This window comes from Pseudomonas sp. HB05 (assembly GCF_016756915.1).
In the GTDB taxonomy this organism is placed as follows: domain Bacteria; phylum Pseudomonadota; class Gammaproteobacteria; order Pseudomonadales; family Pseudomonadaceae; genus Aquipseudomonas; species Aquipseudomonas alvandae.
The window spans coordinates 44828-59419 of sequence record NZ_JAESPG010000008.1 but is presented as its reverse complement, the minus strand read 5'-3'; the positions used below and the strand labels follow the sequence as shown (position 1 = coordinate 59419).

The 14592-nt window shown below is 62.2% G+C and carries 15 protein-coding genes; 9 read left to right on the top strand and 6 right to left on the bottom strand.

Features of this window, described 5'->3' with window-relative positions; translation table 11 throughout:
• The first annotated feature begins 12 nt into the window (after positions 1 to 12).
• Positions 13 to 966, top strand: a complete 954-nt coding sequence (locus JMN22_RS09610; RefSeq protein ID WP_030140342.1) for a 2-hydroxyacid dehydrogenase — start codon at positions 13 to 15, stop codon at positions 964 to 966.
• 231 nt (positions 967 to 1197) lie between these two features.
• On the opposite strand, the gene JMN22_RS09605 is transcribed toward JMN22_RS09610, so the two are convergent.
• Positions 1198 to 2277 carry an endonuclease/exonuclease/phosphatase family protein gene (locus JMN22_RS09605; RefSeq protein ID WP_198796730.1) on the bottom strand — a complete coding sequence of 360 codons (1080 nt, stop codon included), beginning with the start codon at positions 2275 to 2277 and terminating at the stop codon, positions 1198 to 1200.
• Positions 2274 to 2933: a YciC family protein gene (locus tag JMN22_RS09600; protein WP_030140340.1), complete on the bottom strand. Its 660-nt coding sequence runs from the start codon at positions 2931 to 2933 to the stop codon at positions 2274 to 2276. Before JMN22_RS09600 ends, JMN22_RS09605 begins: the two co-directional genes overlap by 4 nt.
• 178 nt (positions 2934 to 3111) lie before the next feature.
• Between JMN22_RS09600 and JMN22_RS09595 the strand changes: the two genes are divergently transcribed.
• The 5 genes from JMN22_RS09595 (at position 3112) to JMN22_RS09575 (ending at position 7648) form a co-directional block, all read left to right on the top strand.
• Positions 3112 to 3867, top strand: coding sequence for a DUF2076 domain-containing protein (locus JMN22_RS09595; protein ID WP_030140339.1), 756 nt, complete (start codon positions 3112 to 3114; stop codon positions 3865 to 3867).
• Between the two features lie 128 nt (positions 3868 to 3995).
• On the top strand, positions 3996 to 4475 hold the full coding sequence (locus tag JMN22_RS09590) for a LabA-like NYN domain-containing protein (protein ID WP_030140338.1): 480 nt from the start codon (positions 3996 to 3998) through the stop codon (positions 4473 to 4475).
• Between the two features lie 21 nt (positions 4476 to 4496).
• Positions 4497 to 5108 (top strand): 3'-5' exonuclease, encoded by a 612-nt coding sequence (locus JMN22_RS09585; RefSeq protein ID WP_030140337.1) that lies wholly within the window; start codon positions 4497 to 4499, stop codon positions 5106 to 5108.
• Positions 5109 to 5349: 241 nt separating this feature from the next.
• Complete coding sequence (gene yedA / locus JMN22_RS09580) at positions 5350 to 6252, top strand: drug/metabolite exporter YedA (RefSeq protein ID WP_198796731.1); 903 nt, start codon at positions 5350 to 5352, stop codon at positions 6250 to 6252.
• 58 nt (positions 6253 to 6310) lie between these two features.
• Positions 6311 to 7648: a DEAD/DEAH box helicase gene (locus tag JMN22_RS09575; protein WP_030140335.1), complete on the top strand. Its 1338-nt coding sequence runs from the start codon at positions 6311 to 6313 to the stop codon at positions 7646 to 7648.
• Between the two features lie 70 nt (positions 7649 to 7718).
• Here the strand turns inward: JMN22_RS09575 and JMN22_RS09570 are convergent, their stop codons facing one another.
• Positions 7719 to 8966: a TIGR03862 family flavoprotein gene (locus JMN22_RS09570; RefSeq protein ID WP_198796732.1), complete on the bottom strand. Its 1248-nt coding sequence runs from the start codon at positions 8964 to 8966 to the stop codon at positions 7719 to 7721.
• 281 nt (positions 8967 to 9247) lie between these two features.
• A complete protein-coding gene (locus JMN22_RS09565; RefSeq protein WP_030140333.1) occupies positions 9248 to 10168 on the bottom strand; it encodes a histone deacetylase family protein in 921 nt (306 codons plus the stop codon).
• 73 nt (positions 10169 to 10241) lie between these two features.
• On the opposite strand from JMN22_RS09565, the gene JMN22_RS09560 reads away from it, so the two are divergent.
• The 3 genes from JMN22_RS09560 to JMN22_RS09550 all read left to right on the top strand — a co-directional run bounded on the left by JMN22_RS09560 (position 10242) and on the right by JMN22_RS09550 (position 12372).
• Entirely contained in the window at positions 10242 to 10811 is a 570-nt protein-coding gene (locus tag JMN22_RS09560; protein ID WP_030140332.1) for a GNAT family N-acetyltransferase, read from the top strand.
• A gap of 101 nt (positions 10812 to 10912) precedes the next feature.
• Positions 10913 to 11782, top strand: a complete 870-nt coding sequence (gene tesB, locus JMN22_RS09555) for an acyl-CoA thioesterase II (RefSeq protein WP_030140331.1) — start codon at positions 10913 to 10915, stop codon at positions 11780 to 11782.
• A complete protein-coding gene (locus tag JMN22_RS09550; RefSeq protein WP_198798309.1) occupies positions 11779 to 12372 on the top strand; it encodes an HAD family hydrolase in 594 nt (197 codons plus the stop codon). The genes tesB and JMN22_RS09550 overlap by 4 nt, the downstream gene beginning before the upstream one ends.
• A gap of 144 nt (positions 12373 to 12516) precedes the next feature.
• On the opposite strand, the gene JMN22_RS09545 is transcribed toward JMN22_RS09550, so the two are convergent.
• Entirely contained in the window at positions 12517 to 13464 is a 948-nt protein-coding gene (locus tag JMN22_RS09545; protein ID WP_198798308.1) for an alpha/beta hydrolase, read from the bottom strand.
• A complete protein-coding gene (ypfJ, locus tag JMN22_RS09540; protein WP_030140328.1) occupies positions 13465 to 14352 on the bottom strand; it encodes a KPN_02809 family neutral zinc metallopeptidase in 888 nt (295 codons plus the stop codon). It lies immediately after the preceding gene.
• Positions 14353 to 14592: the final 240 nt, after the last annotated feature.

Genomic DNA, 14592 nt, shown 5'->3' with positions numbered 1-14592 from the left:
AGGGGAGCTACCGTGATCGATCTCAAAATGGACGTGCTGGTATGGGGGCCCATGCACCCATCCTTGATGCAGTCGTTGGAAGAACACTACAGCGTCCACAAGCGCTGGGAGATTGCCGACTTCACCCACTGGGTCGCTTTACATGGCGATTCTATACGCGCGGTTGTAACCAGTGGTGTGTACGGGGCTGACCATCAGGTCCTGGAACAGCTGCCCCATCTCGAGGTGATTACCAGTTTCGGTGTCGGTTATGACGCTCTCGATACGGCTTACCTGGCCCGTCGTGGTATCCAGTTGAGCAATACGCCGGACGTGCTCAACAACAGCGTGGCCGAAACGGCACTGGCGTTGATGCTTTGCGTATCCCGTAGAGTCTGCGAGGCCGAGCGCTTCGTGCGGGCCGGCAAATGGCGGGAGGCAAAATTCCCCTTGGGCAATGACCTGCACGGTAAAACCTGCGGCATCGTAGGCTTGGGCAAGATCGGCAAGACGCTCGCCAGACGGGTCTCGGCCTTCGACATGAACGTCGCGTATTATCGACCCAATGGGCCGTATGCCGAGGTTTCCTATACCCATTACGCCGACCTTCAAGCATTGGCCACTGCCGCGGACTACCTTGTTGTTCTCGTTCCTGGCGGCCCGCAAACCCGGCATCTGATCAATCGACAGGTCATGCGCGCGCTCGGTCCCAAATCCTTTCTGATCAATGTGGCCAGGGGCAGTGTCGTCGATGAGGCGGCGTTGGTCACGGCCCTCCTTGAGTCGGAAATCGGCGGTGCCGCCTTGGACGTGTTCGAGGACGAGCCCCATGTTCCGGCCGCGTTACTGGAAATGGATAACGTCGTATTGCTTCCACATATCGGCAGCGGTACTCACGAGACCCGCCAAGCCATGGCGGACCTGGTTCTCGAAAATCTCGATACCTATTTCGAAGAGGGGAGGCTGGTTACGCCGGTGGCGCTGTAATGCGTTTTGGCGCCGGCAGGCCTGTGGGAGCGTTGATCGATCTGTGGCGTGATGCTTGAGAGCTTTTGTGGCGAGGGAGCTTGCTCCCGCTGGCGCGCGCAGCGGGCCCCAAAAGCAATGAGCGCTGCGCACTCAAGCGGGAACAAGCTCCCTCGCCACAGGGCCGTGCTGCTCTCGAAATCCTTGTGGGCCGAGCCAGCTTGCTCCCACAGGTGTTTGGCGGTGAGTCGGCTAAGGCGCTGCCGGCAACAAAAACCGCGCAATCACCGGCAAATGATCGGAGATGCGCAAGGTGTCGTCCTGCCGGACCTGGGCTTCGACCCGCTTGAGGCGTGGGCTGTAGAACAGGTAGTCGACGGTGCGGTCGGGGCCGTTGAGGCCCGGGTCGTTCGGGTAGTGGGTGAGCCAGTGTTCGCGGTCGATGCCGCTGGCCTCGTTGTTGGTCGGGATCATCGGGTATTTGTCCCACAACAGATGCAGCTCGCTGTCGGCGGAGTAGGGCGAGCGCTGTTCGGCCGGCAGGCGCCGGTATTGGCCCAGGGGCAACAGGTTGAAATCGCCACCGATCAGCCAGGACGTGCTGGCGGATTCGAGCTTGTCCAAAGCCCTGGACACGGCATCGATCTGTTTCTGCGCGGTGTCGTCCGGCCGTGCCGCCCGCTCCAGGTGTGTATTGAGCACCGCCACTTGGCCGCCGCCGCTCAGTGGCAGGTAACTCACCAGCAAGGCGTTTTTCGGCTGGAACTGACGACTGATGAAACTCCCATCCGCCACGGGTAATTGCACCCGCTCGGCATGGTCGATGCGGTAGCGACTCAGCGTCGCCAATTGCCGGCCAACGCTGCCAAAGATGCGCGGGCTGGGGATGAAATCGGCTTTCCAGTCGAAGGCGCTGGTGCCGCATGGGTAGAGGTCGGCCAGGCGCTCCTGCAGCAGCTTGAGTTGTTCCTGGTAATGGCTGGCCTTGGCACCGTTGTCCAGTTCCTGGAGCAACACCACGTCCGGCTGTTCATCGCGAATGACCCGCGCCACTTCGTCGAGGCTAAAGGCCATGTCTTCGAGGGTCGGGCTTTCATCGTCGCCCTGGGCCAGGTCGTGCCAGAACACGTAGCGCTTGCCGGCCAGGAACTGGACGTTCCAGGTCATCACCTTCAACGCCTGGCCGGGCATCAGCGGCGCGGCGTCCGCGGCACAACTGACGGGCAGCGCTTCCCGGGCCTGGGGACGCCAGGTCAGCCCATAGATCGAGAAGACGCCGATGCCGACGATCAACAACAGGCCCAGCACGGTGTATCGCAGCAGACGGCTCATGGCTCGGGTTTTTCGGCAATCAGCATGAACATTCGGAACAACACCACAGTGGTGAACAGTTGCAGGAAGCTGTGAATGCTATCGATCAGCAGACTGATCAAGGGGTTCTGCGGTGCAGGGTACACCGAGACGCTGGCGCCCTTGAGCAGCCACAGCGGGACCATTACGGCCAGGATGCACAGCAGGATTCGCCAGAAATGGCCTCGACTCAGGCGCGCGCTTTCCTTCATGGCGGCCAGAGGCGACATACCCCTCAACACCAACAGGTATTCACCAAAGGCCAGGACCACCATCAGCCACAACCCCGGCAGGAAATACAATGAGATGCCAATCAGGATCAGCAGCGTATTGAGGGCGGTCAGCAAGGCGAAGCGTGGCCATTGAAGCAGGGCGGCCGCGAGCAGGTCGCGCGCCCGCGGGGCTTCGCCACGGCTGCGGGCATCGAGGAACAGAATCAACGCTGCGGTATACAACGGGTACACCAATAGACCGACGATCACGCTGTAGCCGGAAAAACCGTCGGCCCCGAAGGCGTTGTCCACTCCTTGTTGCAGCACCGCTTCAATGATCACCAGCGGCAGGCACAACTGGGCGATGCGGCCCAGATGGCGTTTGAAAAAATACAAGGAGTCACGCAGTACTTCTAAGGGATTCATGGGTCGGTATCGCAGTTCAAAAAAGCGGTCCGACACTTTACCCATCAGGTGACCGCATAAACAAACGTAAACATCAGGTAAAGACCATTGAAAGGTTCCTGGCGGACCCCATTACTGACGGGCACCGGTCTTTTGTGGACCGGCTTGGTTTTTTATCCGGCAATCTGATGAGGTCGCCATGAACAGCGAAGAACAAACCCTGATCGATGGACTGTTTTCACGGCTGCAACAGGCCGAAAAGGAATCAGCCCCGCGCGACGCCCAGGCTGAGGCGCGGATCAAGGAACACTTGGCCAACCAGCCTGCGGCGGGCTATTTCATGGCCCAGGCGATTCTGGTGCAAGAGGCGGCGATCAAGCGCCTGGACGAGCAGAACAAGCAACTCGCCCAGCAGGTCGAGCAATTGCAAGCCGAGTTGCAGCAGGCTCGCAATCCGGCTTCGGCGCCCAGCGGCGGCGGTGGTTTTCTCTCGAGTATTTTTGGTGGCGGCAACCGCGATTCGCATCCTGCAAGTACACCAGCGCCCAGCGGTGGCGGCTGGCGTGAACCGGGACGGCCGTCGTTCAACGCGCCGGCCCAGCAAGGTTTTGGTGCCGCGCCCGGCAACTATGGCGCGCCGCAACAGCCGGCCCCGGCGGCCAGCAGCTTCCTCGGTGGCGCCTTGAAAACCGCGGCGGGCGTGGCCGGTGGCGTGATGCTGGCCCAGGGCATCAGCAGTCTGTTCCACAGCAATCAGCCTCAGGAAATCGTCGAGATCCTCAAGGAAGAACCGGCCCAGCCCGTCAACGATACGGCCAACAGCGGCGACAACGGCTGGGGCGATGACCAGCGCGTGGCCGACAACGGTTCCTACGACAACGACCCGGGCGGTGTCAGCGACGCGGACTACGGCGACGATTCGTCCTTCTTCGGCGACGACGATTCCTTCGTCTGACCTGCCATTCGTCCGAGGCGCCCGGGCGCCTCGGGCCGATTATTCGCGGAACATTCCTCGAGGCTGGCATACTGGGCGACTTTTCGGGCCGGGTGGCCTGCACGCGTGTGCATTCATGAGGAAACGCGGTGAAAAAAATCGCAGTGTTCGCCGATGTCCAGAACCTCTACTACACCGTGCGCCAAGCCTATGGCTGCCATTTCAACTACGCGGCGCTGTGGGCTGACGTCAGCAAACAGGGCCAAATCGTCGAGGCCTATGCCTACGCGATCGATCGCGGCGACAGCAAGCAACAGCAGTTCCAGCAGATCCTGCGCAACCTCGGCTTCACCGTGAAGCTCAAGCCCTACATCCAACGCAGCGACGGTTCGGCCAAGGGCGACTGGGACGTGGGCATCACGCTCGACATCATGGACGCTGCCGACCATGTCGATGAAGTGGTGCTGGCCTCCGGCGACGGCGATTTCGACATGCTGCTCGAACGCATCATCAGCAAGCACGGCGTGCAAGCGGTGGCCTACGGTGTGCCGGGGCTGACCGCTAACTCGCTGATCCGCGCCGCCAGCCGCTACGTGCCCATCGAAGGCGCGTTGCTGCTCAAGAATTGATCTTCAAGGAGCCCCACAGGTTTGGAACGCATCGCAGTCATCGACTTTGAAACCACCGGCATCACCCCGAGCAGCAGTTGCCGGGCCACGGAAATCGCCGTGGTGATCCTTGAACAAGGCCGGATCGTCGACCGTTACCAGAGCCTGATGAACGCCGGTGTTCGCGTGCCGGCCTTCATCGAACAACTGACCGGGATCAGCAACGCCATGCTGCGCAGCGCTCCCCCTGCGGAAAAAGTGATGAACGAGGTCAACGAGTTTGTCGGCATCACGCCGCTGCTGGCGCATAACGCCGCGTTCGACCAGAAGTTCTGGGACTTCGAACTGGGGCGCATCAAGCGCACCCGCCTGCAGAACTTTGCCTGTTCGTTGTTGCTGGCCCGGCGCTTGATGCCATCGGCGCCGAACCACAAGCTTGGCACGCTCAACGCATTCGCCGGCCTGCCCCACACCGGCCAGGCTCACCGGGCCATGGCCGACGCCGAAATGGCCGCCAACCTTACCGCGCACCTCGCTGCGGAATTGCGCCAGAAGCATGGGCTGCGGGAGCTGTCCCACGACCTGCTGTGCAGTTTGCAGAAAGTGCCAGCGGCGAAGATCAACGAACACCTCAAGCGCCACCGCGGATTCTGAACGCACCGCGAAACCTTTTGTGGGAGCGAGCTTGCTCGCGATTGCGGTGTATCAGTCAATGTTATGTTGGCTGATCCAAAGCTATCGCGAGCAAGCTCGCTCCCACAGGGTTGGTCTGTGTTCAGTCGTATTGGTCGTGCCTTGAAAAGTGTATGGCTCGGATAAACAGATTTTGTAACTTAATTTCTGCCGAGCGCCTTTTTAGAATGATGGGTTTCATCGTCCTGACTTCGAGTTGAACATGCCTGGCCCACGCCGTTTTCCGTTGCCGTTGATCGCTGCCTTTTTCGCCTTGTATGTCATCTGGGGTTCGACCTACCTGGTGATTCGCATCGGCGTCGAGCATTGGCCGCCGTTGCTGCTGGCCGGGATTCGCTTTGTGATCGCCGGGTCGTTGATGTACGGCTTCTTGCGGTGGAAGGGCGCGCCGGCGCCGACCTGGGCGCAATGGAAGGCCGGGGCGCTCATTGGCGTGTTGCTACTGACCTTCGGCAATGGTGCGGTGAGTATCGCCGAGCATACGGGCGTGGCTTCGGGCGTGGCGGCGCTGGCCGTGGCGACGGTGCCGTTGTTTACCTTGCTCTGCGGATATTTCTGGGGCGCACGCAATACCCGTCTCGAGTGGGCGGGGATTGTGCTGGGATTGATCGGCATCGCCATGCTCAACCTGGGTTCGAACCTGCAATCGAGCCCGTTGGGAGCGGCTTTGCTGGTGTTCGCCGCCGCCTCGTGGGCCTTCGGTTCGGTGTTGAGCAAACATCTGCAACTGCCCGCAGGCGCCATGGCCAGCGCGGTGGAAATGCTGGTGGCTGGCGTGGTGCTGTTGATCGGCAGCTTCGCCAGTGGCGAACGCCTGGACCACGTGCCGCCGCTGGAAGGCTGGTTCGCGTTGGTCTATCTGATCGGGTTCGGTTCGATCATCGCCTTCAATGCCTACATGTACCTGCTCAAGCATGTGCGTCCGGCGGCGGCCACCAGCTATGCCTACGTCAACCCGGCGGTGGCGGTGTTGCTGGGCATCGTCTTCGCGGGAGAAACCATTGGCATCGAAGAAGCCTTGGCGATGCTGGTGATCATCAGCGCCGTGGTGTTGATCGGCTTGCCGCAGTGGCGCAAGCCCAAGCCTGCACCGGCCGAATCCTGATTTAGGGTAAACTGCCGCGCATTGCACACCCTGCGCTGATTTTTCCTACGGTACCTCCATGACTTTCGCCACCCTTGGCCTGATCGAACCCCTGCTGCGCGCCCTCGAGACGCTCGGCTACCAGACTCCGACGCCGGTCCAGGCCCAAGCCATGCCGGCCGTGCTCGCCGGGCGCGACCTGATGGCCGCGGCCCAGACCGGTACTGGCAAGACCGCCGGTTTCGCCGTGCCGCTGTTGCAGTTGCTGACCACCGAAGGGCCGAAAGTCGCCGCCAACTCGGTGCGTGCGTTGATCCTGGTGCCGACCCGCGAGCTGGCCGAGCAGGTCCACGAAAGCGTGCGCCAATACGCGCAGAACCTGCCCTTGAGCACCTACGCCGTGTACGGCGGCGTCAGCATCAACCCGCAGATGATGAAGTTGCGCAAAGGCGTCGACTTGCTGGTGGCGACGCCGGGCCGCTTGCTCGACCTGTTCCGCCAGAACGCGCTGAAGTTCAACCAGTTGCAGACCCTGGTGCTGGACGAAGCCGACCGCATGCTCGACCTAGGGTTCTCCGAGGAACTGGCGAACATCTACAAGGCGCTGCCGAAGAAGCGCCAGACGCTGCTGTTCTCGGCGACCTTTTCCGATGCGATCCGCCTGTTGGCCGGGCAGATGCTCAACGATCCGCTGAGCATCGAAGTGAGCCCGCGCAACGTGGCCGCCAACACCGTCAAGCAATGGGTGGTGACGGTGGACAAGAAGCGCAAGCCGGAGCTGTTCATTCATCTGATGCGCAAGCACAAGTGGAAACAGGTGCTGGTGTTCGCCAAGACCCGCAACGGCGTCGATGCGCTGGTGGAAAAACTCCAGGGGCTCGGTGTCAATGCCGATGGCATCCACGGTGACAAACCCCAGGCGACCCGCCAGCGCGCGCTGGATCGCTTCAAGGCCAGCGAAGTGCAGATCCTGGTGGCCACCGACGTCGCCGCCCGTGGCCTGGATATCGAAGATTTGCCATTGGTGGTGAACTTCGACCTGCCGATCGTCGCCGAGGACTACATCCACCGCATCGGCCGCACGGGCCGGGCGGGCGCCACCGGGCAGGCGATTTCCCTGGTCTGCGCCGATGAAGTGAATCTGCTGTCGGCCATCGAGACCTTGACTCGTCAGACATTGCCCCGGCAGATGGAGCAGGATTTCGAGCCTGAGCACCGCGTGCCGGAGACCGATGCCAGCGGCCAGGTGATCAAGAAACCGAAGAAGCCGAAGAAACCGAAAACCCAGGGCAGTGGCGGCAAGCGCAACCTGGGCAAGTGGGTGGACAGTGGCGATTCGGGGCCGGTGGAGCCTTCAGTCAAGCCGGTGCGAAAAGTGCCGGTGTTCAATACCGGGCCGCGTAAGCGTAAGCCTTGACGGCAGCTGCAAGTTTCAAGCTGCAAGCCGCAAGTTGTATGTCGATGGTCTTCAGCTTGCAGCTTGCAGCTTATAACTTCCCGCTGTTTCGTAGAAACTCCACCATCCCCAACCCCGCCGCCCGGCCACTGGCAAAGCACGCCGTGAGCAGGTAGCCACCGGTCGGCGCTTCCCAGTCGAGCATTTCCCCGGCGCAGAAAACCCCGGGTAACTGCTTGAGCATCAGCCGTTCGTCCAGGGCTTCGAACGTCACGCCGCCGGCGCTGCTGATCGCTTCGTCCAGCGGACGGGTTTTCACCAGCGTGACCGGCAAGGCCTTTATCGCTTCCGCCAGCCGCGCCATGTCGGCGAAGCAATCGACGGATGTCAGCTCGCGCAACAAGGCTGCCTTGACCCCGTCGATCCCCAACTGGCTGTGCAAGTGCTTGGCCATCGAGCGCGACCCGCGTGGCTTGTTCAGGGCCTGGAGGATTTTATCCACAGGCCGGCCCGGCAACAGGTCCAGATGAATGGTCGCGCGGCCGTGCTGGTTGATGGCCTCACGAATCGCTGCCGACAGCGCATAGATCAGGCTGCCTTCGATGCCGGTGGCGGTGATGACGCATTCGCCCAGGCGAGGCACATCGTCGTTGAGGCCGATGGCGATGTTCTTCAGCGGGGCGCCGGCGAATTTGCTGATCATCAGGTCGCTCCAGGCCGTCACGTCGAATCCGCAGTTACTCGGCTGCAGCGGCGCAAGGGCCACGCCGCGCTGTTCCAGCGGCAGCATCCAGGCACCATCGGAGCCCAGGCGCGACCAACTGCCGCCGCCCAATGCCAATAATGTCGCGTCGGGCGCAAGACTCTTTTCTCCCTCCGGGCTGGCGATGCGCAGGCTGCCGTCGGGGTTCCAGCCGAGCCAGCGGTGGCGGGTGTGGATCACCACCCCGGCCTCACGTAAACGCTTGAGCCAGGCGCGCAGCAGCGGGGCGGCTTTCATGTCGGTTGGAAATACCCGTCCCGAGCTGCCGACGAAGGTGTCGATGCCCAGGCCGTGAATCCATTGGCATAACTCATCCGCGCCGAATGCTCGCAGCAGCGGGGCGATATTCGACGCGCGTTCGCCGTAGCGGGACAGGAAGGCCGGGAAGGCTTCGGAGTGGGTGATGTTCATGCCGCCGACGCCGGCCAGGAGAAATTTCCTGCCCACCGAGGGCATGCCGTCGTACAGATCGACCCGGACACCGGCCTGGCTCAACACCTCGGCCGCCATCAGGCCAGCAGGGCCGCCGCCGATGATGGCGATGTTTGGGATGGGAGGCTGGGTGGTCGAGGTCATGGTGTGAACTGCGGAAACGAGGAATAGCGCGGCATTCTATCAGCACAAATTCCTGTGGGAGCGGGCTTGCTCGCGAAAGCGGTGTGTCAGTGAGGCAAATATCGACTGACACACCGCGTTCGCGAGCAAGCCCGCTCCCACAAGGTAGGTGGCGTTCTTAAATTAAGGTGATCAAAAAACAACCAAGCCCCTGCGAGCCATAGGCAACACAGGCTGCGAGCCGTTTCGCTCAGGTTATCCACAGGCCGCTCCACAGGCATTGTGGGTAACGCGCCCAGCGTTCAATGACAGCCTGATGACATCCAGACCTTTTGCGCGCTGTGGTGCAGGATCCCGTGGCGTCGGGCCAGGGCCTTGCGGTCCTTGCTGTAGCCACCACCGATCACGCCGACGACGGGGATGTCCCGCCCGAGGCAATGACGCATCACGCTCTCGTCCCGGGCGGCGAGGCCTTCGTCGGTCAGTTTCAGGTAACCGAGGGCGTCGTCCTTGTGCACGTCGACGCCGGCGTCATACAGCACCAGGTCCGGCTGGTAGAGCGGCAGCAGGTAATTGAGCGCATCGTCCACGACTTTAAGGTAAGCGGCATCGTCCATGCCCATCGGCAGCGGAATGTCCCAATCGCTTTGCGCCTTGCGTGCCGGAAAATTCTTTTCGCAGTGCAGGGAAACTGTCACGGCGTCCGGGGTGTCATGGAGTATTCGAGCAGTACCGTCGCCCTGGTGCACGTCGCAGTCGAAAATCAACACCCGCGAGACGCGACCGCTGGCCAGGAAGTAGCGGCTGATCACCGCCAGGTCATTGAAAATGCAAAAGCCGGCCGGGTGATCGTAGTGGGCGTGATGGGTGCCGCCGGCCAGATGACAGGCCAACCCGTGTTCGAGGGCCTTTTCGGCGGCCAGGAGCGAGCCACCCACCGCGCGTACCGTTCGCCGGGCCAGGGCTTCGCTCCAGGGCAGGCCAAGTCGCCGTTGGTCTTCGCGGGACAACTCGCCGCCCATGTAGCGTTCGATATAAGCGCGGTCATGGGCCAGGGCGAGGATATCTGGTGGGCACAGGGCGGGGCGCAACAGGTCCGCATCTGTCGTCAGGCCACTTTCTACCAGGTGGTCGCGCAGCAGGCGGAACTTGTCCATGGGGAAGCGGTGATCCGCTGGGAACTCGGGGCTGTAGTCTTCGTGGTAGATCAGCGGCAAAGGCATAGTGTTTTCAGCAGCGAATGAGTGAAGGATCCTACCAGCGATGTAGACTCTGGGGCATGGAAAGGGAGTGAAGATGGAGCCGATACTGGAACTGGAAAGCGCACGGCTGATATTGCGGCAGTGGCGCGACGATGATTTGCCGGCGTTTGCGGCCATGTCCGCCGATCCGCAAGTGATGCGTTATTTTCCGGCACCCTTGAGTCGCCTGGAAAGCGCTGCGTTGATCGGCCGCGTGCGCGGGCATTTTGCCGAGCATGGTTTTGGTTTGTGGGCACTGGAGCGCAAGGACACTGGCGCTTTCATTGGCTTCACCGGGCTGGGCGTGGTCGGGTTCGACGCGCATTTCACCCCGGCGGTGGAAATCGGTTGGCGCCTGGCCCGCGAACACTGGGGGCTCGGTTATGCCAGCGAAGCGGCGTGGACGGCGTTGCGCTGTGCCTTCGACCGCCTGGGGCTGGACGAAGTGGTGGCGTTTACCGCTGTGGATAACCTGCCGTCGCAGAAGGTCATGCAGGCCATCGGCATGCAGCATGATCCGGCGGATGACTTCGAACACCCCAAGCTCGCGGTTGATCATCCATTGCGTCACCATGTGCTCTATCGCATCGATCGTGAGCAGTGGTTGCAGACGCTGCACGGTTAGCCGACACGGACGTTACAATGCCCGCCAAAATGGCCCGGGCCAATTATCGATCCGCCGCAGCACAGACTGCGCGGTTTTTGCGCTGTGTGAGGAAAGTCTGAATGAGCCACGTGTTGGAAGATCTGGTCGACCTGCTGACCCTGGAACCGATCGAAGAGAACCTGTTTCGCGGTCGTAGCCAGGACCTCGGGTTTCGCCAGCTGTTCGGCGGCCAGGTACTGGGCCAGTCATTGTCGGCGGCCAGCCAGACCGTGGAAGAGGCGCGCCACGTGCACTCGATGCATGGCTATTTCCTGCGTCCGGGGGATGCGGCGTTGCCGGTGGTCTACCAGGTCGATCGCGTTCGCGATGGCGGCAGCTTCAGCACCCGGCGGGTCACGGCGATCCAGAAGGGCAACCCGATCTTCACCTGCAGCGCCTCTTTCCAGTACGACGAGCAGGGTTTCGAGCACCAGAGCAGCATGCCGCAAGTCGTCGGGCCGGAAAACCTGCCTTCCGAGCTGGAGCTGACCCAGCAGCGCGCCCATCTGCTGCCGGAGCACATGCGCGAAAAACTGCTGTGCCCCAAGCCGATCGAGGTGCGCCCGGTCACCGAAAAAGATCCTTACAACCCGCAACCGGCCGATCCGGTCAAATACGTGTGGTTCCGTGCCGATGGCGCCTTGGCGGACATTCCGGCCCTGCACAAATACCTGTTGGCCTACGCGTCGGACTTCGGCCTGTTGACCACCTCGCTGCTGCCCCACGGCAAATCGGTGTGGCACAAGGATATGCAGGTCGCGAGCCTTGACCACGCGTTGTGGTTCCACGCGGACCTGCGCGCCGACGACTGGTTGCTCTACGCCATGGACAGCCCGTGGGCTGGCAATTCCCGTGGTTTTTCCCGGGGCAGTGTGTACAACCGCGCCGGACAACTGGTCGCGTCGGTGACCCAGGAAGGCTTGATCCGCCATCGCAAGGACTGGGCATGAGCCTGGCCGATGTGCGGCATTGGGTGTTCGACATGGACGGCACGCTGACCATCGCCGTGCATGACTTCGCCGCGATCCGCGTAGCCCTGGCGATTCCGGCCGAAGACGACATCCTCACCCACCTGGCGGCCCTGCCCGCTGCAGAAGCCGCCGCCAAGCACGCCTGGCTGCTGGAACACGAACGGGACCTGGCGCTGGGCTCCAAGCCCGCGCCGGGCGCGGTTGAGCTCGTGCGAGAGTTGGCGGGACGCGGCTATCGCCTGGGCATCCTGACCCGCAACGCCCGCGAGCTGGCCCATATCACTCTGGAAGCCATTGGCCTGGCAGATTGTTTTGCAGTGGAGGACGTGTTGGGCCGCGACGAAGCACCGCCCAAGCCGCATCCCGGTGGCCTGTTGAAACTGGCCGAGGCATGGGACGTGGCCCCGGGCTCGATGGTCATGGTGGGTGACTACCGTTTCGACCTGGACTGCGGTCGCACGGCAGGGGCGCGGACGGTGTTGGTGAACCTGCCGGATAATCCCTGGCCGGAGCTGACGGATTGGCATGCGCGGGATTGCTTTGAGTTGCGGCGGATGTTGTCGGCTTGAGAGGTCGGTTGGCTGATTGACCGTCATCGCGAGCAAGCTCGCTCCCACAAGGGGATTTTTGTCGAGCGCAAGATTTGTGTCTGCACCAGGCCCACTGTGGGAGCGAGCTTGCTCGCGATGAGGTCCGATAAGCCGCCACAAGACTTACTGCCCAAACAACACCCTCAACCCCTCCGGCGAATTGAACATCCCATCCCCATCATGCCCAACCCCGGGCACTTCGATCAGTCGCTGATTCAGCCCCTGCGGATGGCGTCGCGTCAGGTAGTCGAAAAAGAAATGCCCGCGCAGCAGTCGGTACGCCCCTTGGGTCTGCGCCTCGCAGCCTTTGTCCAGGGCCGGATGCTCCGGATCAATGTCCTGTTGTCCCAGCAAATAAGTGATGTCGCGCTTGATGTAGTTATCTTCGAGTTGCGTCGGCGTTTGCCCGGCGGCGTAGGCGGGCAGGTGCTCCAGGCCGTATTTCCAACGGTTGAAGGACGGGCAACTGGCGAGGGCGAACGCCATGGGCCGTTGCGCGTCGAGGTAGGCATATGAGGATGGATTGGCAATGACGAACCGTGGCGCGATGCGGTAGGTGCCGTGGGCGAGCAGGGCATAGCGCTGCACCACTTGTGCGCCGCCGGAGTGGCCGGCGATGACGATCTCCTTCACCTCAGGGAACTGCTGTCGATCGCTGACCCGCGCAATGATGTCATCCAGCACTTGGAAGGAACTGACTGGATTCGGCCCTATGGACAGCCCTCCCGCCATCCAGTCGTTGCCTTGCCAACGCAGGAGGTCGGCGGGCAGTTGATGGCGCGCCACGTCCTGTTCGTTGAGGAATTGCGGGGCGATGATCAGCGTGGTTGTCGTTTGACCGGCCTGCGCGGCGGCCTTTTCGCCACTGCGAAGATAAGTGTCGGCATTGCGCAGCCGACCGTGGACGATGATCAGCACCCGCTGGATCGACGCCGGCGGCGGGCTCACGGCAACGGCCATGACCCCGTCCTTGAGCAACAGGCGACCTTGGGCGACTGCCTTGACGGCGTGTTCCTCGGCCTGGGCAACTGCGCAAACGAGCACCAGCCAGATCAACGTCGCCCACTTCATCTACAGGTTTTTCGCCGCGAAGGTGTCGCACTGGCTGACCTGGCCCTGGGCGAAACCGGTCTTGAACCAGCGCACCCGTTGCGCCGAGGTGCCATGGGTAAACGAGTCCGGCACCACGCGGCCCTGGCCTTGCTGCTGCAGGCGATCGTCACCAATGGCATTGGCGGCGTTCAAGGCTTCTTCGATGTCCCCCGGCTCAAGCCAGTTCAGGCGTTTTTGCGCGTGGTTGGCCCAGACGCCGGCGAGGCAATCGGCCTGCAATTCCTGGCGCACCAGCAAGCCGCCGTCACCTTCCATTTGCCGGCCTTGCTGGCGCGCCTCCTGGACTTTCGCCGAGACGCCGAGCAGCGTTTGCACGTGGTGGCCGATTTCGTGGGCAATGACGTAGGCCTGGGCGAAGTCCCCGGCGGCCGAAAAACGCTGGGACATTTCCTGGAAGAAACTCATGTCCAGGTAGACCTGCCGGTCCGCCGGGCAATAGAACGGGCCGGTCGCCGAGGAGGCCAGGCCGCAGGCCGAGTTGACCCGACCGCTGAACAGCACCAGCTTCGGTTGCTGGTATTGGCGACCGGCCTGTTGGAAGACCTGGCCCCAGGTGTCTTCGGTATCGCCGAGGATGGCGCGCACGAATTCGGCCTGTTCATCATTGGCCGGCGGCGCCTGGCGGGTTTGAGAAGAGGTGGGCGCGGCCCCTTGGTCCATCTGCCCGGCCAATTGCCCAAGGATCTGCATGGGGTCCTGGCCGGTGATCCAGCCGATGCCGACGATCAGGATGATCGCCGTCAGGCTCAACCCCTTGCCGCCGCCGAAACGCATTCCACCGCCGCCCCCACCGTCATCACGGGCATCCACCACGTTGTCACTGCGGCGACCTTTTTTCCATAACATGTGGGAAGTCCTCTGAATGGCCCTGCGAAGAAATGACTGCTGTGGCGGTGAGTCTAGCTTCCGGGCGCCCAAGGCGCGCGGCGTGCTTGAGCAGTGAGGCAACGGACGAGGATTTTGGTTCATCGGCGAGCCAATCCTGTCCGGCCGCCGAATTTTCATTACACTTGGGATCCAGAACTATCGGAACCCTCGCTGGCCCAATAACTGCACTGTGCATCACGGCCTCAATATCAAGCAACG